The 25,866-nt window shown below is 66.3% G+C and carries 24 protein-coding genes; 14 read left to right on the top strand and 10 right to left on the bottom strand.

Annotated elements, in window-relative coordinates:
• The first annotated feature begins 3 nt into the window (after nucleotides 1-3).
• Nucleotides 4-1,767 (top strand): MOSC domain-containing protein, encoded by a 1,764-nt coding sequence (locus tag HPC46_RS11685; protein WP_179469923.1) that lies wholly within the window; start codon nucleotides 4-6, stop codon nucleotides 1,765-1,767.
• Nucleotides 1,768-2,332: 565 nt separating this feature from the next.
• Nucleotides 2,333-5,770, top strand: a complete 3,438-nt coding sequence (locus HPC46_RS11680) for an Ig-like domain-containing protein (RefSeq protein ID WP_179469822.1) — start codon at nucleotides 2,333-2,335, stop codon at nucleotides 5,768-5,770.
• Nucleotides 5,771-5,826: 56 nt separating this feature from the next.
• Here the strand turns inward: HPC46_RS11680 and HPC46_RS11675 are convergent, their stop codons facing one another.
• Nucleotides 5,827-6,867: a CobW family GTP-binding protein gene (locus HPC46_RS11675; protein WP_325096636.1), complete on the bottom strand. Its 1,041-nt coding sequence runs from the start codon at nucleotides 6,865-6,867 to the stop codon at nucleotides 5,827-5,829.
• Between the two features lie 472 nt (nucleotides 6,868-7,339).
• On the opposite strand from HPC46_RS11675, the gene HPC46_RS11670 reads away from it, so the two are divergent.
• On the top strand, nucleotides 7,340-9,202 hold the full coding sequence (locus HPC46_RS11670) for a glycoside hydrolase family 2 protein (protein WP_218894044.1): 1,863 nt from the start codon (nucleotides 7,340-7,342) through the stop codon (nucleotides 9,200-9,202).
• A gap of 96 nt (nucleotides 9,203-9,298) precedes the next feature.
• Nucleotides 9,299-9,634 carry a hypothetical protein gene (locus HPC46_RS11665; protein WP_179469919.1) on the top strand — a complete coding sequence of 112 codons (336 nt, stop codon included), beginning with the start codon at nucleotides 9,299-9,301 and terminating at the stop codon, nucleotides 9,632-9,634.
• Nucleotides 9,635-9,639: 5 nt separating this feature from the next.
• Here HPC46_RS11665 and HPC46_RS35760 read toward each other — a convergent pair whose 3' ends face one another.
• Entirely contained in the window at nucleotides 9,640-10,968 is a 1,329-nt protein-coding gene (locus HPC46_RS35760; RefSeq protein ID WP_325096635.1) for an FAD-dependent oxidoreductase, read from the bottom strand.
• 24 nt (nucleotides 10,969-10,992) lie between these two features.
• Nucleotides 10,993-11,313 (bottom strand): hypothetical protein, encoded by a 321-nt coding sequence (locus HPC46_RS11655; RefSeq protein ID WP_179469917.1) that lies wholly within the window; start codon nucleotides 11,311-11,313, stop codon nucleotides 10,993-10,995.
• 213 nt (nucleotides 11,314-11,526) lie between these two features.
• Here HPC46_RS11655 and HPC46_RS11650 point away from each other — a divergent pair, with 213 nt between their 5' ends.
• Together HPC46_RS11650 and HPC46_RS11645 are read left to right on the top strand one after the other, a co-directional pair.
• Nucleotides 11,527-11,817: a hypothetical protein gene (locus tag HPC46_RS11650; protein ID WP_179469915.1), complete on the top strand. Its 291-nt coding sequence runs from the start codon at nucleotides 11,527-11,529 to the stop codon at nucleotides 11,815-11,817.
• Nucleotides 11,818-11,929: 112 nt separating this feature from the next.
• Entirely contained in the window at nucleotides 11,930-12,217 is a 288-nt protein-coding gene (locus HPC46_RS11645; protein WP_179469913.1) for a hypothetical protein, read from the top strand.
• A gap of 80 nt (nucleotides 12,218-12,297) precedes the next feature.
• Here the strand turns inward: HPC46_RS11645 and HPC46_RS11640 are convergent, their stop codons facing one another.
• A complete protein-coding gene (locus tag HPC46_RS11640) occupies nucleotides 12,298-12,570 on the bottom strand; it encodes a DUF6295 family protein (RefSeq protein ID WP_179469911.1) in 273 nt (90 codons plus the stop codon).
• Between the two features lie 6 nt (nucleotides 12,571-12,576).
• A complete protein-coding gene (locus tag HPC46_RS11635) occupies nucleotides 12,577-13,332 on the bottom strand; it encodes a dienelactone hydrolase family protein (protein ID WP_179469909.1) in 756 nt (251 codons plus the stop codon).
• Nucleotides 13,333-13,378: 46 nt separating this feature from the next.
• On the opposite strand from HPC46_RS11635, the gene HPC46_RS11630 reads away from it, so the two are divergent.
• Nucleotides 13,379-14,161 (top strand): DUF427 domain-containing protein, encoded by a 783-nt coding sequence (locus HPC46_RS11630; RefSeq protein ID WP_179469907.1) that lies wholly within the window; start codon nucleotides 13,379-13,381, stop codon nucleotides 14,159-14,161.
• 103 nt (nucleotides 14,162-14,264) lie between these two features.
• A complete protein-coding gene (locus HPC46_RS11625; RefSeq protein WP_179469905.1) occupies nucleotides 14,265-15,326 on the top strand; it encodes a sensor domain-containing diguanylate cyclase in 1,062 nt (353 codons plus the stop codon).
• A 3-nt stretch (nucleotides 15,327-15,329) separates the two neighbouring features.
• On the opposite strand, the gene HPC46_RS11620 is transcribed toward HPC46_RS11625, so the two are convergent.
• On the bottom strand, nucleotides 15,330-15,752 hold the full coding sequence (locus HPC46_RS11620; protein WP_005143990.1) for an organic hydroperoxide resistance protein: 423 nt from the start codon (nucleotides 15,750-15,752) through the stop codon (nucleotides 15,330-15,332).
• A 127-nt stretch (nucleotides 15,753-15,879) separates the two neighbouring features.
• On the opposite strand from HPC46_RS11620, the gene HPC46_RS11615 reads away from it, so the two are divergent.
• Nucleotides 15,880-17,340, top strand: coding sequence for an alpha-L-fucosidase (locus HPC46_RS11615; protein ID WP_179469903.1), 1,461 nt, complete (start codon nucleotides 15,880-15,882; stop codon nucleotides 17,338-17,340).
• Here HPC46_RS11615 and HPC46_RS11610 read toward each other — a convergent pair.
• Nucleotides 17,337-18,107, bottom strand: a complete 771-nt coding sequence (locus HPC46_RS11610; RefSeq protein WP_325096633.1) for an amino acid ABC transporter ATP-binding protein — start codon at nucleotides 18,105-18,107, stop codon at nucleotides 17,337-17,339. The genes HPC46_RS11615 and HPC46_RS11610 overlap by 4 nt on opposite strands.
• The gene (locus tag HPC46_RS11605; protein ID WP_233716380.1) at nucleotides 18,104-19,549 is read right to left on the bottom strand and encodes an amino acid ABC transporter substrate-binding protein/permease; all 1,446 of its coding nucleotides are present in this window, start codon (nucleotides 19,547-19,549) and stop codon (nucleotides 18,104-18,106) included. Before HPC46_RS11605 ends, HPC46_RS11610 begins: the two co-directional genes overlap by 4 nt.
• Before the next feature lie 167 nt (nucleotides 19,550-19,716).
• Between HPC46_RS11605 and HPC46_RS11600 the strand changes: the two genes are divergently transcribed.
• The gene (locus HPC46_RS11600) at nucleotides 19,717-20,166 is read left to right on the top strand and encodes a cupin domain-containing protein (RefSeq protein ID WP_179469899.1); all 450 of its coding nucleotides are present in this window, start codon (nucleotides 19,717-19,719) and stop codon (nucleotides 20,164-20,166) included.
• A gap of 9 nt (nucleotides 20,167-20,175) precedes the next feature.
• Nucleotides 20,176-20,586 carry a hypothetical protein gene (locus HPC46_RS35945; protein ID WP_218894035.1) on the top strand — a complete coding sequence of 137 codons (411 nt, stop codon included), beginning with the start codon at nucleotides 20,176-20,178 and terminating at the stop codon, nucleotides 20,584-20,586.
• A 3-nt stretch (nucleotides 20,587-20,589) separates the two neighbouring features.
• Here HPC46_RS35945 and HPC46_RS11590 read toward each other — a convergent pair whose 3' ends face one another.
• The gene (locus tag HPC46_RS11590) at nucleotides 20,590-21,252 is read right to left on the bottom strand and encodes a DUF3060 domain-containing protein (protein WP_179469897.1); all 663 of its coding nucleotides are present in this window, start codon (nucleotides 21,250-21,252) and stop codon (nucleotides 20,590-20,592) included.
• A 46-nt stretch (nucleotides 21,253-21,298) separates the two neighbouring features.
• On the opposite strand from HPC46_RS11590, the gene HPC46_RS11585 reads away from it, so the two are divergent.
• Nucleotides 21,299-22,558 carry an MFS transporter gene (locus HPC46_RS11585; protein WP_179469895.1) on the top strand — a complete coding sequence of 420 codons (1,260 nt, stop codon included), beginning with the start codon at nucleotides 21,299-21,301 and terminating at the stop codon, nucleotides 22,556-22,558.
• Here HPC46_RS11585 and HPC46_RS11580 read toward each other — a convergent pair.
• Nucleotides 22,541-23,137 carry a TetR/AcrR family transcriptional regulator gene (locus HPC46_RS11580; protein WP_179469893.1) on the bottom strand — a complete coding sequence of 199 codons (597 nt, stop codon included), beginning with the start codon at nucleotides 23,135-23,137 and terminating at the stop codon, nucleotides 22,541-22,543. The two genes, HPC46_RS11585 and HPC46_RS11580, sit on opposite strands and share 18 nt — an antisense overlap.
• A gap of 100 nt (nucleotides 23,138-23,237) precedes the next feature.
• On the opposite strand from HPC46_RS11580, the gene HPC46_RS11575 reads away from it, so the two are divergent.
• Nucleotides 23,238-24,236 (top strand): oxygenase MpaB family protein, encoded by a 999-nt coding sequence (locus tag HPC46_RS11575; protein ID WP_179470084.1) that lies wholly within the window; start codon nucleotides 23,238-23,240, stop codon nucleotides 24,234-24,236.
• A gap of 490 nt (nucleotides 24,237-24,726) precedes the next feature.
• Nucleotides 24,727-25,866: a YncE family protein gene (locus HPC46_RS11570; RefSeq protein ID WP_179469891.1), complete on the top strand. Its 1,140-nt coding sequence runs from the start codon at nucleotides 24,727-24,729 to the stop codon at nucleotides 25,864-25,866.

The following is a 25,866-nucleotide window of genomic DNA, read 5'->3' as shown; positions in this document are numbered from 1 at the left end:
GCCGTGGCCAAGCTGGTGTCGGTCAACGTCGGCTTGCCCAAGGACGTGGACTGGAACGGGCGCACCGTACACACCGGCGCCTGGAAGGCACCGGTGACCGGTCCACGGTGGGTCCGCCGGCTCAACATCGACGGTGACGGCCAGGGGGATCGGGGCGGCCACGGCGGCGAGAACCGCGCGGTGCTGGTGTATCAGGTTGCCTCCTACGATCATTGGGCGACTGTGCTCGGCCGCAATGACCTGACACCGGGCGCGTTCGGGGAGAACTTGACGGTCGACGGGCTTCCCGACGACGAGGTCTGTATCGGCGATCGGTATCAGATCGGGGATGTCGTCTTCGAGGTGACGCAGCCCCGGGTCACCTGCTACCGCGTCGGAATGCGCCTCGGCGAACCGCGCATGGCCGCCCTGCTGGTCGCGCATCATCGACCCGGCTTCTACTGCCGGGTGCTCACCGAAGGTGAGGTGGCGGCCGGGCACGAGGTGGTCAAGATCGCCGACGGGCCACATGGGGTCAGCGTCGCCGAGCTCGATGCCCTGCTCTACCTTCCGGGTCACCCGCGTGACGCCCTGCAACGTGCCCTCGACATCCCGGCGTTGAGTCCCGGCTGGAAGAGCTCGCTGCAGAGTCTGCTCGAGCAGGATGCGGGAACCGCCGGGGCGTCCGGCAACAGCGGGCTGACCGGTGTGGCGCCGCCGCCACCGGCCTGGCCGGGATTCCGGCCGCTGAAGGTCACCGCGATCCGTGACGAGAGTCGATACGTGCGTTCGGTGCTGCTGGCCGACCCCGGCGATACCGGACTGCCGAATTGGCTTGCCGGCCAATCGATCGTGGTGCGGGTTCTAGCGGATCCGGCCGGGGCGCCGCAGGTGCGCAATTATTCGCTGTCCAACGAACCGGGCTCGGCGCAGTACCGGATCGGCGTGAAGCGCGAGCCGTTCGGGACCGTCAGTGGCTACCTCCACGATCAGGTGAAGGTCGGCGATCTCATCGAGGTCGCAGCGCCGCGCGGGAGCTTCTTCCTTGATGACAATCCGCGTCCGGTGGTTCTGGTTTCGGCGGGCGTGGGTGTGACACCCGTGCTGTCGATGCTGCATTCCGTGGCCGCCAGCGCGCCGGGCCGTCCGGTGTGGTGGCTGCACAGCGCTCGCAACGGCAGCGAGCACGCGTTCGCGCCGGAAGTCGTTGATCTGTTGAACCAGTTGCCGCACGGCCAATCTCGCATCTTCTACAGCAGCCCGGATGCCGGCGACCGCGAGGGCACCGACTACGACCGGCGGGGGCGAATGTCGCCCGAGTCGCTTGGTGATTTGGGACTTCCGGTCGAGGCCGACGTCTACGTGTGCGGACCGGAGCCGTTCATGGACTCGGTCACCGACGGCCTCGTCGCGTACGGGATCAACGCAGGCAGCATTCACGCCGAGCGATTCGGCGCGCGCGCCGCAATCACTCCGGGCATCGCGGCCGCGACAACGGTCTCACCTCACGTCCCCGATGGGCCGCCCGGAACCGGACCCATCGTGCAGTTTGCGCGCAGCGCGCTCTCGGCTCCGTGGCGGCCCGGCGACACCAGCCTGCTCGAATTCGCCGAAGCGTGCGATGTGCCGACTCGGTGGTCGTGCCGTACCGGGGTCTGCCACACCTGCGAGACCGCGCTGCTGTCCGGGCGGGTCCAGTACGACCCCGAGCCGCTGGAGCCGCCCGCCGAGGGGAACGTATTGCTGTGCATCGCGACGCCGTCCGAGGGCATCGTCGTCGACCTCTGACGCCGTTATTCAAATGGCCGCACCAAATTCAGCCGGGGTGGATCGGCGACAATTCAGCAACGTCGCCGCACAATGTTGTCGGATACGTTAATTTGCCGGGAGCAACCTCCGTTACCGTAGGTTTTCTTGGGTCGATCGGGTGGGTGGCCGGGTGGGGGAAACGCGTTCCCCAGCGGAAATTCTTCGTTCCGCCGTTTGAATCGAGGACTGCGGGCATTCTTGGCGCGTAGGTGATCGCTGAAAGATGCTGTTGCTGAACGCATATATCTTGCGAGTGATCGCCAACGTGCGATGTGGGCGGGCTAATGCACGGCGCGCCAGAGTGGCACCGATGTACCGACCCGCTGCGGCGACTTGGTCGGTGTGCTCGGCCACAAGTCCGAGCTGCCGGCGCGATCAGTTAACACCCCATGCCCGGAAGGCGACGGCTTCTCGACGCGGCCGAACAATTTTGAGCAAATTATAGACGCGTTAGTTAGTTCGCCTTATGCTCCAGTCTGGCTGCCAGGTAACTGTGAGTTGGCGGTCAATTCAAAACTATGGCTACTAACGGGGAGTTGCCGATATGGATGTGACCGATCGCTTCGAGTCCGAATCCCAACAACTGCGGATGCTGCCCGCCGAGTTCGGCGGAATGTCGGCACCCAAGGAGTCCGCATCCGGTCATCTCAGGATGCTGACCTGGATCGGGGCCTCGGTGGTCGCGCTCGGTGTGGGCGCCGCCATCGCATCGGTGCCGGCGGTGGCGACGGCCGACTCGACCGGTACGGCGGGCGCGAAGGGCTCGGTTTCCTCGAGCAACTCGTCATCCAGTGACAAATCGACGGCGAAGGCGGGCCCCGCCCGGCAGAAGCCGCGATCGTCGGTCGCGGGCAGTCGAAACCCGAAGCCCACCAAGAAGACCGCCACGGTGATTCCCGACGCCGCATCGGCGGAGCCGGTGAGCTCGGTATCGAAGGTCTCGGCCGCCGCGGCTTCGGTGACCAAGACGCCGACCTCGGCCGCGGTCGGCGTGGGCGGCGGCCTCGAGACGCTGGTGAGTTTCTTCTTCGGCAACGGCACCGCCGCACATCCCAACGGCGGCATCATCATCGGCAACGGCTACTCCTGGACCGCTGACACCTGCGCGGCGGCCACCAAGTGCACGGGCGGCAACGGCGGAATTCTCGGCAATGGCGGCAACGGCTGGAATGGCGGAAACGGCGGTGCCGCAGGCTGGTTCGGCAACGGTGGCGAGGGCGGCGACGGTGTGGTCGCGGTCAGCGGCGGCCGAGGGGGCAACGGCGGCCGCGGCGGCTTGGTGCAGGGTAACGGCGGCGGCGGTGGCAACGGCGCGGAGTCGGTCGAAGGCCATATCGACGGCGGTAACGGTGGTTCGGCCGGTCTGAACGGCAACGGCGGCGCCGGCGGTGCCGGTGGCGTCGCCCAGACCAACGGCGGACCCGTCCCGCCCGGGACCAAGGGCGGTACCGGTGGCGGCGGTGGAAACGGTGGCTTGATGTATGGCAACGGCGGCGAGGGTGGCGCCGGCGGCAATGCCTACGGGATCGGGGCGAACGGTGGCGACGCCGGTCGTGGCGGCAACACTGGACTTTTCTCACTCAAAGGTGACGCCGGCAATGGCGGCGTAGGCGGCGAGGGCACCATCGGTGGCAACGGCGGCAACGGTGGCGACGGGGGACTGCTGTCGGTGTTCGCCAACGGCGGTAACGGTGGTGCGGGCGGCGAAGGGCCGGAAACGTCCGAGAATCCCGGCAAGGGCGGCAACGGTGGGACCGGTGGCAATGCCGGCCTCTGGATGGGCAACGCGGGCAATGGCGGAGCCGGCGGCTACGGCGGCGGCGACGGCGGCAACGGCGGCAACGTCGGCCTCCTGTCGATCCTCGGCGCCGGTGGTGACGGCGGCGCCGGTGGTGCCGGCCAGAAGGGCGGCTTCGGCATCAACGGTGCGGTCACGAACGTCGACGGCAGTCCCGGCAACCCCAACGGCACGGCCGGTAAAGCCGGTGGGGCAGGCGGCAGCGGTGGAAACGGCGGCAACGGAAGCCTTTTCCTCGGTGTCGGGGGTAACGGGGGCGCCAGCGGTACGGGCGGCGCCGGCGGAGACGGTGGCCGCGGCGCGAACCAACAAAAGGGAGCGGTTACCGGTGACGGTGCTGCCGGCGGTAATGGCGGTGACGGCGGTGTTGGCGGTGTCGGCGGTCAGCGCAGCGGGGAGGCCGGCACGGGCAAGTATTTCTTCGTCATCTCGTCCAACGGCAATACCGGTAGCAGCGGTGACGGCGGTGCAGGCGGAAAGGGTGGCGGCGGTGGTGTCGGTCAAGATACCGCCGATAGCAACGGAACCGGCGGTAGTGGCGGCAATGGCGGAAAGGGCGGCGTCGGCGGAACCGGCGGGGCGGCGACCACCAATGCGGCCGCGGGCAACGGTGGCGAGGGCGGTGCCGGGGGCGCCGCGGGCAATGGTGGCTACGGCGGTTGGTCGACGGCAGACTCCAAAGCGCCGGCCGTTGGGATCGGCGGGACCCCTGGAACTCCGGGTACCGGCGGGCGCGGCGGCGATGGCGGAGCCGGATCGAGCACCCAGACCAGCGGGATGGGCGGGTCCGGCGGAGTCGGGGGCAAGGGCGGTGACGCCGGCTCGGGCTTCAACGGCGTCGACGGGGGTAACGGCGGCAAGGGCGGTGACGGTGGCGACGGCGGAGCAGACGGCGGTGCAGGCACCGAGACCGGAGGCTACGGCGGCAAGGGCGGAGACTTCGGTGATGCGTCCTATCCGGCCGCCGGCGGCACGTCCGCGAACAACGGCCACACCGGCCAGCCCGGCAACGACGGCACCCCGGCCCCGCCGACACCCGACGCCTCGCTGGCGGCGTCCGCGGCGCAGCTCCCGTCACCCCAGTCTGTGTTCAAGGACATTTCCGACCGGCTGACCTACATCTTCTTCAACGACGGCCCCGGCCTGGATCCACGCGTGAGCGCGGGTTCGGGGCCCGGCAAGCTGATCAGCGTCGACGTCAACGCCGAGAGCAACAACGGATACGGGGTGACCTACACCGTCACGACCCAGCCCAAGTACGGCACGGTCACCCGTGAGGCGGACGGCAGCTACACCTATCGCGTCGATTCGTCACTGGTTACGCCGGGTATCACCGACAGCTTCGTGATCACGGCGGAAAACGGCAGCGGCGCGAAACTGCCCGGGGTCGCCGGTCAGGTGCAGAACTTCTTGCATTCCTTGGCAGTCGACATGGGGCTCGCGGAGGCTGACACCCAAAGCGTCGTGGTCAAGATCGCGATCCAGGGGAACGGCGTGTACGGCAACCCGGCCTTGAACTCGCAGTACTACGTCGAACAAAACTACGAGAACTGCATCTTGATGGCAGCGGCAATGGTCGTCGGGCAACTCCGCGGCGACAAGTCCCTGCAGCCGACGGAAGCCCAAATCGTCGAGCTGGCCAAGACCACTGACAGCGTGAGCAAGCCGGGCCGGAAGATCTACATCAACGAGAACAGCGCGGACGGCGCCAACGCGCCGGACACCGCGGCGCTGCTGAACATCCATTACGGCCAATACGTTCACGCCGAGCTCAAGGTCTACGAGCCCGACGAGGGCCAGCAGGCCCTCCTCGATCTAGAGGCGGCGGTCGCTCGGGGTGATGCACCCATTGTCGGTCTCAATGCCGAGACGCTGTGGGCAGCCGTTCAGTGCGCCAAGGGCGACTGCGAGGGTCTCGACGGTGGCATCAAGGATTTCCAGACGGCCAACCACGGCGTCGTGGTGATCGGGGTGGACACCAACAAGGGCATCGTCTACCTCAACGACAGTGGCAGCAGCGCCCAGGCTGATGAGGTCGACAAGGTCGTCACCGACGACGACGGCAATCCCATCACGATCAAGGTCAAGCGGTTCCCGAAGGGCGAACCCATCACGATCGGCGCGTTCATGAGCGCGTGGGCGACCGACAACTACGAGACGATCTACGTCTCCAAAGTGGTTTAAACGCAGGCTGTTTCGCGCGGCGCCCCATCCTCGACAGAGGGTGGGGCGCCGTGCTGTCAGGCCCGCGTGAGGTAGCGCTGCCAGCGTCGCTGCGCCGTCGCCGACGGCGGTCCATCGGCGGGCCGCAGCGCGTCGGCCATCCGGGTGCGCGCGGCTCCGGTATCGAAATGTGTTCCGATCGCGACAAGGTGGCTTTCGGATCCCGGTGCCGCGCCGCCGCGTGCGATGTGGACCGCGGGCCCGACGACGTTGACCACGTAGCCGCGGATCCCCGCGCGATGACGCACTGCCACCCGGCCCTTCATCCGGTACACCCCTGCGGGCGGATCCTCCAGCAGTTCGATCAGCCGCTCCGGATCGGCGGCGCCGTCGGCCGTCACCGTCACCGACTCGGCGTGCACGTGCGCATGCTCGTCGGGCTCGGAGAACAATGCCTCGCGGAACGACAGCTGGCCCGTCTCGTCGGTGGCGGCGGCGACGTCGTAGAGCAGGGCCGGGTCGATCTGCCCGTTCGTGGCACCGATCACATGAGCCCGTGAATTGCGTTCCCGCACTCTGGCTTCGACACGTCGCAGCGTCGTGTCGCGGTCGGCGTCCCGGATCTGATCGAGCTTGTTCACCACGACCAATGTCGCCGCACCGTATCGGGCGGGCGCCGCGCCACCGCTGTCGACGGTGTCGAAATGCTGCACCGCGTCGATCACATCGACGACGCCGCCGTCGCGGACGCCGCCGATCTCGCTGAATCCGATGATGCGGGCCAGTGCCGCGGGGTCGGCCAGCCCGCTGGCTTCCACGATGATGGCGTCCAGCCGGAGCCTGGGGTCGGCCAGCCGGGCCAGAGCGGCGTCCAGCTGGCCGTCGTCGGGCAGGCAACAGATGCAGCCGCCGGCGATCGATGCCGGTTCGTCGATCTGCCCGCTGATCAGTCCGGCGTCGACATTGATTTCCCCGAAATCGTTGATCACCACCCCGATCCGGGCGTGCGGGGCACGCAGAACATGGTTGAGCAACGTGGTCTTGCCCGCGCCGAGGTGGCCGGTGAGTGCGATCACCGGGATCGTCTCTCCGCGGGCCTTGGCAGTTCGTGACACCACGTGGCGATGGTGCCATATCGGCCAGGCGCAGCGCCGACACGCCGGACGGCGTTTGCTGAAAGCTATGAATCCGCGCGTCCGCGACCGTGAAAGCCGAGGCCGCGGCGCCGCCGTAAACCCTTGCCGCAGGTTGTCATTGAACAAGGCCGACGACTGAAACATTGCTGCGGGAATAGGGCCTAAAGATAATGGCCACCCCGGTTTCCACCGGCTAGAGTGCGTCTGGCAACGGCATCTTCCCGGTCAACTGCGGTCAACCCGAAGGCTGCTGCCGGATCACTTCGTGTCGCGACTGGAACGGTTCGTTTGCTGTGCAGAAAAACGGTCGCGCAGGGGCGCGCCACGGTTGGTGTCTAGCTCGGGGGGAAGAATCGTGACCGACGACCTTGCGCTGCCGTGCGAGCGCCGCCACCGCCGTCGGATCTGGACCGGTCGATTCGCGGCAGTCACCTTGGCCCTGTTGGCTTTTGCCATGCTCGGGAGCCCACCGGCCAAGGCCGTCGTCATGTGGCATCCGAAGCCGGCACTGCTGCCCACGCCGTGGACCAAGCTGGTCGGACCGGATAACGCACTGCCCGACTATCCGCGCCCGCAGATGGCGCGCACCGCGTGGCTGAATCTCAACGGGGTGTGGAGTTATATGGGCCGTTCCGCCGGCACGGTGCTGCCGGCTCCGCCACCGCCGGCCGCCTTCCGCGAGCAGATCCTCGTCCCGTATCCCGTCGAGTCCGCCCTGTCCGGTATCGCGCGTCACGACGACGAGATGTGGTACCGCAAAGTCGTCAAGTTGCCCAGCAATTGGCTGGGACAGCATGTGCTGCTGCACTTCGGCGCGGTCGATCAAATCGCCACCGTCTGGGTCAACGGCGAACAGGTGGCCCACCACGAGGGCGGCTACACCGCGTTCAGTGTCGACATCACCGAGGCGTTGCGGGGGCCGGGCGCCCAGGAGATCACGGTGCGGGCCCAGGACCGCAACGAAGCCAACCCATTCCCGATCGGCAAGCAGCGCAACGACCCAGAGGGACTGTTCTACACCGGTGCCTCGGGAATCTGGCAGACGGTGTGGATGGAGCCGGTGCATGCCACCTACATCAACAAGCTCGACATCTCGAGTGATCTGACGAGTCTGGCTGTCACGCCTCGGGTTGCCGGGACCAGGGGCCAGCGCACCATGGTGTTCGTATCCGAGCCCGGCGGTCGAGTGATCTCGGCTGCGTCCGCGGGTGCAGGTGACACGATCCGCCTGCCGATTCCCAATCCGCACGTGTGGACGCCCGACGACCCGTTCCTGTATGACCTGCAGGTCGCACTGGTAAATCCGTCCGGCAAGGTGGTCGATGCGGTCTCCAGTTACGCCGGGCTGCGCACCATCAGCACCATGCCCGATCCGCAGGGCAGGCCGCGAATCGCTTTGAACGGCAGGATCACCTTCCTGCACGGCCCGCTGGATCAGGGCTACTGGCCGGACGGGATCTACACCGCGCCAACCGATGATGCGCTGAAATCCGACCTCCTGCGGATCAAGGATCTTGGCATGAACTTCGTGCGCAAGCACGGCAAGGTGGAGCCCGCACGGTGGTACTACTGGGCGGACAAGCTGGGATTGATGGTGTGGCAGGACATGCCGTCGCTCGATGTGTCCTTGGCCATCCCGGTGGGCCCCGCGCCAGAGCCGTCTGCGGCCGCGAAGGCCAACTTCGAAAAAGAGATGCTGGCGATGATCGATCAGCTGCGCAGCGTGACGTCGATCGTCGGCTGGGTGCCGTTCAACGAGGGCTGGGGTGAGTTCGACACTGCCCGGATCGCCGGGGTGGCCAAGGCCGCCGACCCGACCCGGATGGTGGACGCGAACAGTGGTGTGAATTGCTGCAAGTCGCGGGGGGACACGTTGGCCGGCGACGTGTACGACGATCACACCTACGTCGGGCCCGGCGAGCCCAAGATCCACGACGATCTGGTGAAGGCACATTCGAAGGGCCCCATCCCGGTCGACAGGCGGGTGCGTGTCGACGGTGAATACGGCGGTTTGGGGCTGGTGCTCGACGGCAACCGGTGGCCGGGGCGGCCGCAGGCCTACGAGATGGCCAGCACCCCGGCGCGTCTGACGGACCGCTACGTCGAGGTCAGTCGCAGACTCGAGGACATCGTCCGCAGGACCGGTCTGTCCGGCGCCATCTACACCCAGACCACCGATGTCGAGAACGAGGTCAACGGGTTCCTGAGCTACGACCGCTGGCAGGTCAAGATGCCGATTGCGGTTGTGGCGGAACGTAATCGCGCGGTGATTGCCGCCGGCACCCCGGGCATGGTGCCGCCGGACGTTCGCCGCTGACGACGCCCGCGGTAACCGAACCGACGCGGTGACAGCCCGCGGTGGTCTAGCGTGGTGCGGGACGGATCGAATCTGCTGAAAACGGGGGTGCCGCCGATGCGTGTTCGACGCTGCTTGACACTGACGGCGGGCGTGGCCGCCGCCACGATCATCGGTGCGACGGGGACCGCGCATGCCGCACCGCCACCGCCGACCCCCGACCAGGCCAGCGCCGAATGGACAGTCACTGACGGCTATTTCGTCAAACAGATCGGGTGCACCCCGGAGACCCCGGGCGACCCGTTGTCCATCACCTGGGATCCGCCCGGCTTCATCCCTGGGATCGGCGGGCAGGGGATGATCAACGACGCCAATCCCGCACTGGGCGGCCACTTCTCGGCGTGGTGGAATCCGGCGCCCGGCTTCTGGGATGTCCAGTACGAATTCTGCTGAGCCGGTCAGCCGGCGAGTAACCGGTCGGCGCTGCGGATCGCCAGCGCCGCCCCGGTCAGCGTCGGGTTGACCGCCAGCGCAGTCGGGATGACCCCGACGGTGGCGAGGTAGAGGTTCTCGGTACCCCACACTTGCCCGAATTCGTCGGTGACGCAGGTGCCGTCGTCATGGGCTCCCATCCGGCAGGTGCCCATCACGTGCGCGAACCCCAGCGTCATCCACTGTGGTTCTATGCCGGCACGGAAGCGCCCTAACGCAGCGGCCAGCTCGTGCTGGTCGGCCAGCACCGAGGCCATCCGCGCGTGATCGGCTTCGCGGAGCGGAACATCGAAGTGCACGGCTCCGCTGTCGGTGATGGTCATCGTGTTGTCGGGGTGGTTGTCGACGGGGCAGAACGACTGCATCTCGACGAGTTGAGCGCAGGGCACATCGATATCGGAGGGTGACGGCTGCGCAGGATTGGTGTCGCGCAGCACCATCGTGTTCCACGGCGCACCCTGGGCCGGCGGGATCCACAGCCGCGGAGGTAGATCGTCGGCGCCACCGCACAGCTGCGGACCGAGCACCAGCTGCGAGTACAGGACCGGGTGATAGGTCAGGTAGCGGCCCAGCGCTTGAGGTCGAATTCCCGAGCGGTGCAGCAGGATTGGTGTGCCGAAGGCGCCGGCGGCGACCACCACCACCGAGGTTTCCAGCATCGTACCGTCGGCGAGTTGCACCCCGCGGACGCGACCCTGGTCGAGGACGATGCGCTGCACATCACCGGTTTCGATGCGCACTCGGGTGCCGGAGAGGATGTCCTGGGTGGCGGCGTAGTGGATCGTGCCGGCATCGACCAGGTGACCCGCCATGGGCTGTTCGCGGATTTCACGGCCGGTCGCCGTGAGGGTGGGTCCCAGGTGCTCGAGGATGCGCTGCTGGCGAACGGAGCCGGCGAACGTATCGTCGGCGACGCCCAGATAGCGTTCGGCGTCACCGAGATAGCGGTCCCACTCGGCAGCCGAAAGCAGCCCGCCACGTTCGGACACGGTGGGTCGTGGGCAGTTGTTTGTCCACAGCACGCCCTGCCCGCCGACGGCGGACGTGACGCATGCCCCCGGCAGTCCCCGCGGCGCAGCCGTCTGGTCGAAATAGCGGAATTCCGCAGCGATTCCGGCCAGGTACGAATCGGGATCCTGCTGGAAGCGGGCCTGGTTGCGAACGTGCGAACCCGGGGGATCGGAGATGACCGGCCCCGATTCCAGGACGGTCACCGCCTGGCCGGCCTCGGCGATCCGGCGGGCGGCAACGGCCCCGATCGGGCCGCTGCCGACCACCACCACCGGCCTGTCCACCGCGATGAGGATAGGTGGTCCTGCTCATCGGCGTGAGCAGTTCAATGACACCGTGATCGTGCGATTGACCACGATCGGCACCAGGACGTCACGGCCGCGACCCCGGTCGATCTCCACCAGCTGGGTCTGGTTCTGGGGGTTGCGAACGCTGGTGACCTCGCACTGAGCCAGCGGCGCCGACCCCACCCTGTCGATCTTGACGTCGAAGCCCTGTGCCTCCAGCTGACCGATCGTGACAATCGCGGACTCGGCATCCGCCGGGCTCGCCAGGCTGAGTAGCAGTCCGAACGCCGCCGTTGCGCCGGCGATGGTCACTGCGAGGTGATATTTGAGAGTGCGGGTCATCGTGAAACCTCCTGTGCGGGCGAGCTATTGCGCTCGCGCCTTAGTGATGACTTCCACAGTGGCGGCGCGGGACAGTCCCGGCTTGGAGGTTCTGTGGAGATTGGCTGGAGATCGGCCACCGGCGCGACACCGCGGATTCGCCCGGCCGGAACTCCACCGAATCTCCACAGAACCTCCAAGCACCGGGTGGTGGAACAACGCGATGCTCTGGCCATGAAAACACTCATCATCACCACCGGCGGAGCCGCGATCATCGCGGCGGCCGCCGTCAGCTCGGCCGCCGTCGCATCCGCAGTCCCGCTGGAAGGTGGCCAGGCCGACGTCGTCATCTCGACGCTTCAGGCACGCGGCTTCACCGTCCAGGTCAACGGGGCGGTGCCCAACGGGTTGTCGCGGTGCACCGTCACGAGCATCAACGGCTTGCGCGGAACCGAGGACGGGGGAGAGCCCATCAACCCCGACGTGGTGACGACCGTGTTCGTGTCGGTGGATTGCCTGCACTGAGACCGACGACCTTCTGCCGCATCCCTGGGGACCTTCGTCCATATGGCTCGGGTGGCTGTTCGGATTAGCGTCGTCGATGACGGTAACCATCGACACCGAAAGATGACCTGAGATGACTGATGTCACCGAGACTGAACCGTCCCCTTCCAGCGAGCTCCTCGACGAGGTACACGAATCGGCCAAGGTGGGCCAGAATGCTGCGGCCGAGGCTCTGCGGATTTTCCGGCAGACGGTGAACGAAGCCGTGCCCGAGGCGCTGCAGCCGCTGCGCACGAAGCTTGTCGACGCCGCGATCGAGCTGGCGGACACGCTTGTCACCGCGCAATATCAGTTCAACCGCAACCTCATTCGCAGCGCCGACCGAGCGCTGGGGTCGTCTGAGGATGCGGAGAAGAAGTAGTCGCTGTCAGCGACTCCTCGACTCGGCGCCGGGCAGAATCCGCAACGGAGGGGGACCTGCCCGGCGTCGCTGGACAACCCCTACTGGTTCCGCGAAGCCAGCCCGACGGGCGCGTGCCCGATCGCCCGGTGGATCGCGTCGGCAAGTGCCAGCGCGCTCTCCTCGGTGAGTTCGAGCGCCACGCGGGCTGACGGCCCGAGTGCGGGTTTAAGCACATCGATGTTGGCGGTGTGCGTGAAGGGGGCATGCACGGCGTGATCGACATACACCGTGGCCCGGTCGGCGCCGAACCATCCGGTGGCGCCCTTGCCGCTGCCCTCGATGGCGATGCGTTCGGTGAGATAGGTGCACATATGGCGCTAGCCCTTCAGGTGAGTCGCGAAGAACGCGTCGATGTGTCGCCAGCCGTCGAGGGCGGCATCGACCCGATAGGCGGGCCGGTCGACCGAGAAGAACGAATGGCCGGCACCGTCGTAGCTGTGGAAGTCGTGCGGCTTGCCCAGCCGGGTCAGTTCGGCGTCTAGGGCGGCCACCGCGGCCGGCGTCGGGAACCTGTCCTCGGCCCCGAACAATCCGAGCATCGGCGCGCTCAGCGTCGGTGCCAGCTCCAGAATCGGTTTCATCGCTTTGGGCATCCCTTCAGGCGGATCCTCGACGATGAACGCCCCATAGCAATTCACCACGGCATCGAACGGCAGTGAGCACGCCGCCAGAAACGCATGCCGCCCGCCGGAGCAGTGCCCGATGACGCCGTATTTCCCGTTGGCGCCCGGCAGACCGCCCAGATGCACCACCGCGCCGGCGACATCGCCGACCAGTCGTTCGTCCGGCACGCCGCCGGCAGCACGTGCCGCGGCGGCGGCGTCGTCGGGATCGGCGCCGGGCGCCTCGCGCGAGTAGAGGTTGGGGCAGACGACGTGATAGCCGCTCACGGCGAGCCGGCGGACGAATTCCTTGGTCTCCCGGTCATAACCCGGCATGTGGTGGATCCAGACGATCCCGCCCCGGGAGCCGTCGGCCAGTGGCCCGGCCCGGTAGGCCTCGATCTCGTCGCCGCCATGCCCGGTGATGGTGATCGTCTCCGCGCGTATGGCATCCGCGCTCGGTCTAGTCATTCGGCCATCATGGAAGGTGACGTGATCGACGGCAAGGGAGTCCAGCGTGAGCACAGCAGCCGAGCAGCCTGCAATCGACTACCCACAGGGCGCCGCGGCCCGTGGACGCATCGAACCGTCGCCCCGGCGGGTTCGCGGCTACCTCGGCAGCCAGCTGGTCTTTGACACCACCTCGGCGCGCTATGTGTGGGAGGTCCCGTACTACCCGCAGTACTACATCCCTCGCATCGACGTCCGGGCGGAGTTCTTGCGCGACGAGAACCATCCGCAGCACGTGCAGTTCGGCGCGTCGCGGAGGTTCGCCCTGACGGACGGAGCACAGTCGTATCCGTCGGCGGCCCGGGTGTTCGACGACGGCGACGGTCCGGTCGCCGGGTTGGTGCGCTTCGACTGGGCGGCGCTGACCTGGTTCGAGGAGGACGAGCCGATCTACGGGCATCCCCGCAACCCCTACGTCCGGGTTGATGCGCTGCGCTCGCATCGGCACGTCCGGATCGAGCTCGACGGCGTGTTGCTGGCGGAGACCGCAAGTCCGGTTCTGCTGTTCGAAACCGGCTTGCCGACGAGGTATTACATCGACCGCACCGATGTCGCGTTCGAGAATCTCGAGCCCTCGGACACCCAGACACTGTGTCCGTACAAAGGCATGACGTCGCAGTACTGGTCGGTGCGGGCCGGCGAGAGGCTGCACAACGATCTGGCCTGGACTTACAACACTCCGCTGGCCGCGGTCGCGCCGATCGCCAACCTGGTCGCCTTCTACAACGAGAAGCTCGACATCACGGTCGACGGCCTTGCGGTGGGCCGGCCGAGGACGCATTTTTCCTAGCAGCGCCATCCGCTCGGTCGGCAGAAGTCGGCTTATACTTTGCCAGGGCTTGCCGTCAAGAAGCGACATGAGTTGCATCCAGCGGTGGGGTCGGGGGGTGCACATGACAGTCGAAACACCGGGCGAAACCGACTACACGCGGCGGATGGAGCGGCTCCTGCAAGCCGTCCAGGAACTGTCGCTGGCGCGCAGCCTCCCGGAGATCCAGGTCATCGTGCGAACCGCGGCACGCGAGCTGACCGGGTGTGACGGGGCCTCGTTCGTGCTCAAAGACGATGGGTTCTGCTACTACGCCGACGAGTACGCGATCGCACCGTTGTGGAAGGGCAGCCGCTTCCCGTTGGAGAACTGTGTCAGCGGGTGGGCGATGCGCCACCGCGAATCGGTGGTGATTCCGGACATCTACGTCGACGAGCGCGTCCCGCACGAGGCGTACCGCCCCACATTCGTCAAGAGCATGGTCATGGTCCCGATCCGCAAGGTCGACCCGATCGGCGCGATCGGCAACTACTGGGCCTTCGAGCGGGAGGCGACCGAGAAGGAAGTCTTCCTGCTCCAGGCGCTGGCCGACTCCACCTCTATCGCCATGGAGAACGTGCAGCTCTACTCGGAACTCGAACAGCGGGTGCGGGACAGGACCGCCGAGCTGGAGCAGGCCAACGACGAGATCCACAAACTTTCGATCACCGACGAGCTGACCGGGCTGAACAATCGGCGAGGTTTCTATCTGCGGTCGGAGGCGGCGCTGCACGCGTCTCGCAGGCAGGGCGGTTCGTGTCTGCTGGTGTTCCTCGATGTCGACGGCCTGAAGCTGGTCAACGATACGCAAGGGCACGAGGTGGGCGATGCTTTGCTCGCCGATGTCGGCGAGCTGTTGCGCGGCACCGTGCGTGAGTCCGATGTCATCGCTCGCATCGGCGGCGACGAGTTCTGCGTCCTGATCGTCGAACCCGACTGCGACCAGACGGCCCTGCGGAACCGGCTACTCGACGCCTTTGACCGCTTCAACGAGGACAGCGACCGGACGTACGTCTTGTCGGCCAGTATCGGGATGGTCCCCGTGGCGCCCGCCGACGCCGACACCATTGACGAACTGCTCTCGCGCGCCGACGAGCTGATGTACGAGGAGAAGAAGGGCAAGCCGACGTCACGTCGGCCCGCCTGATCCTCAGTCGTCGGTGACGGTCAGCTTGACGTCGATATTGCCCCGCGTCGCATTGGAGTAGGGACACACCTGATGCGCCTTCTCGGCCAGCGCGACGGCGGTCTCATGGTCGACGTTGGGCAGTACCACCTCGAGCTCGACCGCCAGGACGAAACCGCCGGCATCATTGCTGCCCAGTGAAACCTTGGCTCCCACAGCCGAATCGGTGACGTCGGCCTTCTCCTGACGGGCGACCAGCCGCAGCGCGGAGTGATAGCACGCCGCATAGCCGATGGCGAACAATTGTTCGGGATTGGTCCCGACACCCGAACCGCCCAGCTCCTTCTGGATGCTCAGATCGAGGTCGAGCTTGCCGTCGGAGGTGCGCCCGTGGCCATCGCGGCCGTCGCCGGTGGCCAGCGCCTCTGCGACATACAGAACGTTCATGCCGATTCCCTTCCTAGGTGGTACTTGCGACATCAAAAACCACGGGCTCGCCAGGAATCATCCGGATAGGGGGGAACCGTGCCGGCGAACGCCTTCATCGGAGCCAACCTACGCGTACCCTGCGCGCATGTACGCCCCAACCTGGGAATCGGTGGGAACGCATCCGCTTCCGGACTGGTACGACGACGCCAAGCTCGGGATCGTCCTGCACTGGGGGCTGTATTCGGTGCCCGGCTGGGCCCCGCAGGTAGCCGACATCCAGCAGCTGCTGAAGACCAAGGGCCCCGCAGACATGTTGCGGGACAACCCCTATGCGGAGTGGTACCTCAACAGCAGCCGGCTGACAGGCAGCCCCACCTGGCATCACCAGCGCGACACTTACGGACCCGAAGCCACCTACGACGACTTCGTCGCGCCCTTCGACGAGGGCACTGCCGGCGCAGACATGGCAGCCATCGCAGACGTATGCCGCGACGCCGGTGCGGGCTATGTCGTCCTCACCACCAAACACCACGACGGCTTCTGCCTGTGGCCCACGGCGCTGGAGCATCCCCGCAAGGGCCGCTACCACGCCAGCCGGGACATCGTCGGTGACCTGCGCAAGGCCGTCCTCGACGCGGGGATGCGGATGGGCTTGTACTACTCGGGCGGCTATGACTGGCCTTACAACGACGCACTCCTGGAGAACCCTGCCGACAGTTTCCTGGCCGTGCCCCACACGCCCGATTACCGGCATTACGCTGCCGCCCACATCAGCGAGCTGATAGCGCGCTATCAGCCGTCGGTGCTGTGGAATGACATCTGCTGGCCCGCCGGCGGCGATCTGGCCGAGTTGTTCGCCGAGTACTACAACGCCGTACCCGACGGCGTGATCAACGACCGGTGGATCCAGCCACCCGTGCACCGCGGCACCGTCACCGACTCGCTGGCCCGGTTGGGTGGGTCTCTGCTACAACGCTTTTGGCCACTGATCCCGGAGGATCGCAAATCGCTGACGTTCCCGGCCAGCCATCACTACGACATCCGAACCCCGGAATACGCGCAGTTCGACAGCATTCAGGACAAGAAGTGGGAGTCCACCCGCGGGGTGGGACATTCGTTCGGCGCCAACCGCAATGAGCGAGCAGAAGACATCGTGACCGCCACCGAGCTGGTGCGCTCCTTCGTCGATATCGTGGCCAAGAACGGCAATCTGTTGGTGGGCATCGGCCCCGACCAGTACGGCCGCTTCCCCGACGAACAGTTGGTGCCGCTGCGCGGATTGGGGCAATGGTTGCGGCACAACGGCGATGCCATATTCGGCACCCGGCCGTGGCACATCGCCGAAACGACCACCACCGAGGGCGGGGCGATCCGGTTCACCCAGCGCGATGGTGCCGTCAACGCTGTGCTGCTGGATGTGTCGGCACCGGCGTTCGGCATCCGGGGGATCGATGCCACCGACGTGACCGAGGTGCGGATGCCTGCTCTCGGCGAACCGGTCGACTGGCGGGTGAGTGATTCGATGCTGCACGTGCGGCTACCCGAACGCATGCCGGTGTCACCGGCCCACGTTTTGACTTTGGGCCACGGCGCGCGGCCGGTTTAGAGCACCTTCGACAGAAAGTCCTGCAGCCGCTGGCTTTTGGGGTTGCCGAACACCTCGTCGGGGGAGTCGTCCTCGACGATGTTGCCGTCGGCCATGAAGATCACCCGTGACGACACCTCCCTGGCGAAGCCCATCTCGTGGGTGACCACCACCATCGTCATGCCACCCTCGGCCAGGTCGCGTAGCACCTGCAGCACGTCACCGACCATCTCGGGGTCCAGTGCACTGGTGGCCTCGTCGAACAACATGATCGACGGATCCATCGCCAGTGCCCGGGCGATCGCGACGCGCTGCTTCTGGCCGCCCGAGAGGGTGGACGGCTTCACATGGGCCTTCTCGGCCAGTCCGACCTGACCGAGGAGTTCCATCGCCTTCTTCTCGGCGGCGGCCTTGTCCATCTTCTTGGTCGTGAGCGGCGCCAGCGTGACGTTCTGCAGCACAGTCATGTGCGGGAAAAGGTTGAAATGCTGGAACACCATGCCGATGTGCTGACGCACCTTGTCCAGATTCACCTTCCGGTCGGTGAGGTCGAACGTGTCGACGACCACCTTGCCCGCGGTGATGTCCTCGAGCTTGTTCAGGCACCGCAGGAATGTCGACTTCCCGGATCCCGACGGACCGATGACACACACCACCTCACCCTGCTTGATATCAGTGGTGATGCCGTCGAGGACAACCAGTTCGCCGAACGCCTTCTTGAGTCCCTCGATGTGAATCATCACCGTGCCTTCGGGTTCCGCCGCGGCGGAATCGGGAACGAGGTTCATTTCACGATCCTTTTCTCGATGCGGTCGGAGAGTTTGGTCAGCGCCATGATGACGATGAAGTAGATGATCCCGATGATCAGCCACATCTCGAACGACTTGTAGTTGCCCGCGATGATGATCCGCCCGGTCTGAGTCAGCTCGGCGATACCGATCACCGACAGGATCGAGGTGTCCTTCAAGGTGATCACGAACTGGTTGATGTACGACGGAATCATCGTCCGGATCGCCTGCGGCAGAATCACTTTCCGCATCGTCGGCAGGTAGCCGATGCCGAGGCTGCGAGCGGCCTCCATCTGCCCCTTGTCGACCGACTGGATGCCGCCGCGGACGATTTCGGTCATGTAGGCGCCGGCGTTGAGTGACAGTGTGATGACGCCTGCCGTCAGCGCCGACATCTGGAAATCGAGGGCAGTCGGGATGCCGAAGTAGATGAAGAAGGCCTGAACCAGCAGCGGGGTGCCGCGGAAGATGTCGACGAACGTCGTGCCGATGCCCCGCAGCACGATCGAGCGTGACACCCGGAACAGGCCGAAGATGATGCCGAGAATCAGTGCGAAGAAGATCGAGACGACCGTCAGGAAGACGGTCATCTTCAGGCCCTCGAGCAGCAGTGGGTACGTGCTCTTGATCAGGCCGAGGTACGAGGTGTCGTCGGTGCTGGCTTTCTCGCCGAGGTAGGTGTTGACGATCTCGTCGTAGCGGCCGGACTTCTTGAGGTTGTCCAGGCCGGCGTTGAATTTCTGGAGCAACTCGGCATTGCGGCCCTTGTTCACCGCGAAGCCGTAACCGGTGGGGTCCTCCTTGGGTCCCACGGTCTTGAACCCGCTGCCCTGCGCGATGTTGTAGAGCAGTACGGGGTAATCCTCGAAGGCTGCCTGCGAGTTACCGGTCTTGACCTCGTCGAACATCGAAGACGAATCCGCGAACGAGACAACCTGGAAGCCGTACTTGTCCTTGATGGAGTTGGCGAACGTCGCGCCCTGGGTGCCGTTCTTGACCGCGACCTTCTTGCCGCGCAAGTCCTCATAGGACTTGATGTCGTTGTTGGTCTTCAGCACCGCCATCTGAATGCCGGACTCGAAGTACGGTTCGGAGAAGTCGAAGACCTGCTTGCGCTTGTCGGTGATCGACATGCCGGCGATCACGCCGTCGACCTGATTGGCCTGCACGGCCTGCAGTGCGGCGTCGAAGCCGAGCGGTTTGATGTCGACGGTGAACTTCTGATCCTCGGCGATCGCACGGATGAGATCCATGTCGATGCCGACGAAATTGCCTTGCTTGTCCTGGAATTCGAAGGGAGCGAAGGTGGTGTCGGTGGCGATCAGATAGTTCTCGCCGTCGGCAACGGCGCGGGCGGGGGAGAGCAATCCGGCCGCGAACACGGTCACGAGTGCTGCCAAGACCACTGCGGCGCCTGCCCGGCCGGTCCCTCGTCGAGACATTCGCCGTAACCATCTCGTCGGCATGCGTTCCCCTCCTGTTTTCGGATTGTGGGCGTGGGGTTCACGCTAATGCCATGGCTTGCCGCCTGCTCGGGGAACCGCAATTCCGTGGCGCCGCGGCCCGACGTCGGTCAGGCTGGGGACCACCATCTACGACAAGGAGTTCCATGACCGTTCGAGCATCGACCGTCGCGGGCATCGCTGTCGCGGTGTGCGCGGTGCTGCCGGCAGCGCCGGCCGGGGCGACCCCTCCCGATGGTGATGCCGCGCGCACCGATCTCGCCAAGGGCACCACCGAGACCCCGGTTTCGATCACCACCGACGGCCCCACGACGCTGATCGTTCAGAGCCTCGTCCTGCAGCCCGGCGCCTCCAGCGGCTGGCACACCCACCCTGGCAGCGAGTTGTCGGTGATCACCGCAGGGACGGTGGCACTGCAGACCGCCAGTGCGTGCGGCCCGGTGACCTACAGTGCCGGCCAGGCGGTGTTCATCCCGGCGGGTGTGCCGCACCGGGTGGACAACCCGTCGGCATCGGAAGCGCAGGTGGTGCTGACCTACACGCTTCCCGTCGATGCGCCGCTTCGTGGCGACGCCCCCGACGTATGCGCGAAATAGCACCCGGCTGTGCCGGACCCCCGTTCCGCCTATGAGCGTCTGCGCGCCGCACACCTGACGGCGGTTTCGGCGGCGCTCGAGGACCACCTCGGCCGTCTGGAATGGTCACGCGCACAGATCGAACGGCACCGCGAGCGTTCGCCCTTCCACGCGGTCGGCTGCAGCCACGGTGAAGGTCTGCACGACCTCGGAGACGAGGTCACCCTGCTGTCAGGGGAATGCCCGTGCGGCAGTGCGTTCCTGCGGGTCGCCGATGTCACCGGCCGCCGTGACGACGACTTCTCCTACGGCGCGATCACGGTGCCGGCCAGCGCTTTTCGACATGTCCTGCGGTACCCGCAGATCACGGTCACCGTCGTCGAACAGCTCCCGCGTCGCCAGGCCACCGGCAAGCTGACCCGGTTCGTCCCGCGCCGGTGATCCTCACTCCTTTTGGACGGTGTTGTCGAAGCCGGACTTGCTGATCTTCGGCGAGCCGCCGCGATACGTGACCTTGTTGTCGATCCCGGAGACGTCGATGGTGTCGGTGGCATCGATGGTCACAATGTTGTTCATGCCGGACACCTGAACGAGCTTGCAGTGGCCGGTGGTCACCACGGTGTTGTCCACCCCGCTGATGGTGACAACGGTGTCGTCGCAGGCGATCCTCTTGTTCTCGCTGACGCCGGACACGCTGACGTTGCCGCCGGGCGCCGGGGTCTCCACCGTGGCCGCCGAACTGGACGGCGCTGTCGGAGTCGGGGTCCTGGTGGTGCGGCTGGGCCGGGTGGGCGTGGTGAACGTGCCGCCGCCGCCGGAGATGGTCGGAGTGCCCGCACGGTTGACGGCGAACAGCGAGGTCGCCACGATCGCGCCGCCACCGATGATCAGCCCAACGACCAGCAGCGCCAGCACAATCCAGCCCACCCGCATGCCAGACGAGGGCGACGGGACGGACGGCGGCGGCATCGGCGGACCGTAGTACCCCGCTGGCGGCGGGGGCGGCCAGCCGCCCGGGGTGCCAGTGGTCCCCAGTTCGCGCGCCTGCTCGGTCAGTGGACGCTCGAGGTCCCGGATGCGCTTCTCGGGATCGTCGTCTGGGTTCATCGGCTCCTGCTCCTCGATCAGGTCGGTGATCAGACTATTGCTAGGTGTGCCTCCAGTCGGCAATATCCCCGTGGTGGAGGTCGCCTACCGCGCGTTGCTCACCCAGGGCACGCTGTACACCACCGGCACTCAGTTGGCCAACGTGTCGGTGGTTCTGCCGTTCATCTGCGCCCAGGAGGGGTACTACTGGGCGGCCGGATTGCTCTATCCGGCCTACTGCATCGGCATCGTCGGTGGAAACTCACTGTCGCCGTACGTGCTCGCCCGTGCCCGACATCTCAAACACCTGGTGATCGCCACCACCACGCTGATGATGGCTGCCCTCGTGGTGATCAGCGCCTTCTCGGCATGGACCAAATTGTTCATCGCAGGGATTTTCCTGGCCGTCTCACTGGCCACTGGCGTGGTCGGTGGCATCTCCAAAGTTGCTTTCTCCGAGGTTGTTTCGAGCAAGCTCGACGACCACCGTCGCAGCGACCTGGTGCTCACCCAGGGGGCGATCGGGGCTATTCTCGCCATCGGCACCACCTTGGTGCTGCTCCCGTTCCTGGCGCAGCGGGACCCGGCGCACAGTCACCTCGACCTGCTCTGGCTGGGCTCGTCGGGCCTGTTGGCCGCTGCGATCGCCGCCGTCTTCATCGGGCCGGTGCAGGCCTCGGCGACCAGCCGGGTGACGTTCCGGGAGACGTACAGCGACGGCGTCCGCGCCGCGAAATCGCAGTCGTGGTTCCGCCGCTACGTCGTCATCCAGCTGCTGTTCGTTCCGGTCAGCCTGGGCACGTCGTTCTACAGCATCCACGCGTCGGTGAACCACAGTGACTCCGCGGGCAGCCTGCACGTGCTGGTGATCTCGTCGAGCATCGGCATGGTGGCCGGCTCGTTGTTCTGGCGCTTCGTCAGCCGCACGCTGGGGGTGCGCGGCATGCTGATCAACTCTGCTCTGCTGGGTAGCGCCGCCGCCGCGGTGTGCGTGGCGATGGAGTACCGCGACGACCTGAACCACATCTGGATCTACGGCATCGTCTTCATCCTCGCGACGATGGCCTACCAGGCCATCTTCAGCGCCGGGCTGGCCTGGGTCGGCGCCTTCGCCGCCGAACAGCACCGGGCCACCCTGCTGGGCTTCGGGTCATTGGTGATCGCCGTCGAGTCCTCGCTGTTGGGCGCCGCGCTGGGCGCGGTCGCGCAGAACGCGGCGGTGGTCGGTCCGATCTTGACGCTGCTCGGTCTCAACATCGTCGCCGGGGTGGCCGCGGTGTGGGTCGCGCCGTCCAACGAGCGGTTGGCCTCACTTCGGGAGCAATAGCCGAACGGCATGCGCCACAACGGCGTCGACATCGTCGCCGAGGGTGCCCGCCAGCCACTGCTGGGCCAGCTCGGCCATCGCGCCTGCGTACATCGCGGCGCCGACTTCGGTTGCCACCCGGTCGGATTGGGGCGCGGCGCGGCGCTGTTCGTCGAGGACGAGTTCACGCACGTGGTCCTGGGCGATGGTGCGACGCGCAGCCAGGACCGGGTTGGTGCGGGCCTCGGTGAACAGGATCTTGCCGCGGCGTGGGTCGGCCGAGCTGAAGTCGAGCACCGCGCGGATACCGGCGCGCAGTCGGGCACGTTCGTCACGAGCGCTGGCCATCACCGCGGTCAGGATGCCGCCGAGTTCGGCTGCCACCTCGTCGTAGACCGCACCCAGCAGTGCGTCGGTGTCGGTGAAGCTCTCGTAGAAGTACCGCGTGTTGAGCTCGGCCGCGCGGCACACCGACCGCACCGAGACCGCGGCTTCACCGCCATCGCCGAACAAACCGAAGGCGGCGCGCACCAGCAGCGTCCGCCGCTCGGCCTGGCGATCGGCGGGCGACACTCCGGCCCACCGGGTGGCACTCGGCATTCGCTGAGGATATACCGGCCGACGGCCCGCCCCATGCTACTTTGGTTACAGGCGTAACCAAAGTGTCGTGCTTCCGGGGAAGGAGCCAGCCGAGATGAAACTGCTGCTGCCGCACCAACTTCTCGAGAACAAGGTGAGATCCGACTTCGACAAGAACATCCGCAGCCAGTTCTTCCGCGGCCTGGAGTTCGCCGGACCAGAGGGCGACCCGGGCTGGTTCGGTCCGGGCAGCGCGGTGTGGCACGTGCATTCGCACACCCCGATGCTGATCTTCGGCCTGCAGTGCGCCGCCTTCATCGAGCGCTTCGACCCCAGCATCTTCTGGATGGGATCGGACCATTCTCGGGTGGTACAGCACGACGAGGATGGCAATCCCACCGGCAAGCTGGACCTCAAAGGGTCCGGTATCCGGCTTGCGCACTCGGTGGCGTTCTTCATCGGGACTGCATACGGGTCCACTGAAACCGCAGAACGCGTTGCCCAGACCGTGCGGGCAATGCACCACACCATCAAGGGCGTCCGTCCCGACGGACTGCCCTACGACGCCGACGACCCGGAGTGGCTGCGCTGGAACTATGCCACCGTGGTCTGGGGTATCGCGACCGCCCACGAGCTCTACCACCCGAGTCCGCTGCGCGACATCGACCGCTACTACGGCGAGTTCGTCCGCGTCGGCCATGCTCTGGGGGGCACGGACCTGCCGGCGACGAAGGGCGAGACGTTGGACTGCCTACGCTCGTATCTGCCCAAGCTGGCCCTGACCCACGGCGCCGCCCAGTTCACCGGTCCCAACCTGATGGAGAATCCCGACGTCCCTCAGGAGGCGAAATTCTTCGACTGGGCGATCCGCGACAGCATGCCGGACTGGGCGGCCGACATGATCGCTTATCGTCGGCCGCACCCGATCGAGTGGGCCGCCCGCCGCGCCGCCACGTGGGCCGCACTCAACACGGCGTGGGTGGCGATGGGCCCGCTGCCGGAGTTCAGACAAGCCCAGCAGCGGGTCGCCAACGGCACGACGGTCGCTCACACCGAACCGGCCTATGTGCTCGGCAGCGATCCGGCCCGCAGTCGCGAGGTCGTCGAGCAGATGGTGTGACCTGAACCACTAGCGAATTGCTGAGACTCACTCGCTAACTACGCGGATCAGCGAACTTGACGGGGATCAAGATCGAGTATTCGGCTACCTGGTCGAGTGCGGGTGTCGACAGTGTCAATAACTTAAGGATTTTCCTTAATAATTTAGACGCGACTGAGGCATTGTGATTTCGGCCTCTTTCGGCCCCGCCGGGCTGAGAAAATCTAAGCCGGTCAGACATTGAAGCGCGTGATTCGTGATCTTGAACAAATGCGAAATCACATGTCAACGTGTATTTTTGGCGGCATTCCCCGGCTTTGCAACGAATTGATAACGATGCGCGCCTTAGGCCTTGCTGAGACCCGCGGGGTGCATGGGAATTAGGTTGTGAAAAGCCGCGAATTCTCCCCGAATTCACTCGCTACACTCGTCGAAGGCAGTTACCGCCAGGTAACGCAACAACGACCAAAGACAATGTCCGGCCGCATCCGGTCGGCGGAGGTACGAGATCATGGCAAACGCAACGGGAGTTACGGAAGGGGCGCAGCACACCGGTGTTGCGGTCGCCGAGCGGGCCGCCGCTGCGCACTCGCTGTGGCTGTCGTCGCTGCCGGCGATCGGGCGCGCCCCGATCGGTGATCTGCTGCCGCAGCTGCTGCGGGGCGCCGAGCTGGAGCCGCTGACCGAGCCGATCGCCGCGCCGGTCGTCACCATCGCCAGGACGCTCGCCGCGGGGCACGGGCCGGTCAGTGACATGGCCGTCAGCCCCGATGGCCGCTACCTGGTCACCGCACACTACGGCGCCGACGTTGTCTGCGTCATCGACGCTGCGACCTTGACGGTGACCACCACCATCGACGGCCTGTCCGAGCCCTACGCCGCTGTTGTCGTCGCCGATCGCGCGTATGTCAGCGCGGCGTCCAATGACGTCGACGCCGTCGTGGCTGTCGACACCCGTACCGGGATGCCGCTGGCGGCCAAGACCTTTGAGATGACTGCCGGTGGCATGGCGGTGAGCCCGGCCGCCGACGTCCTTTACGTCGCGCGTACCGCCAACGACACGGTCGACATCGCGGTCGTCGACATCGAGACCGGCTCGGTCGCGGCCGTCGAGATCCCGGCCGCTCCGGGCGCTTCCGTCGAGGCGCTGTGCATCAGCGCCGACGGTTCGCGCCTGTTCGCTGCGCTGACCACCCCCGCCGGTGGCCTGCTCGCGATCGTCGACACCAAGGACCGCGCGGTCCGCAACATGGTGGCGATCGCTGGATCCATCGGTGACATCGCGGTGATGCCCAACGGCCGCACCGTGTTCGGCACCGGCTGCGATGCCGAGTTCCGCGGCGCCATCCACGTCATCGACGTCGCGGGTGCCCGGGTCACCGACACGATCGCGATGGGCGGTGTGCCCACGCAGCTGGTCCTCAGCCGCGACGGCGCCTGCGCCTACATCGTCGACCGCAACGAGGTGGCCGTGCTGTGCACCGCCACTTCGGAGATCGTCGACAGCGTCGTCATCGGCCCGCAGCTGTCCTGCCTGGCCGCCGACCCGGTGCGCAACCGCCTGTATGCGGCCGACTACACCGGCGCGATCACCGCGCTGCGCCTGGACCCCGCGGCCCAGCAGCCGCAGTTGGCCGCCGCGGCGTCCTGA

This window comes from Mycolicibacterium vinylchloridicum, assembly GCF_013404075.1.
In the GTDB taxonomy this organism is placed as follows: Bacteria; Actinomycetota; Actinomycetes; order Mycobacteriales; family Mycobacteriaceae; genus Mycobacterium; species Mycobacterium vinylchloridicum.
This window is presented reverse-complemented; position numbering and strand designations above follow the sequence as displayed.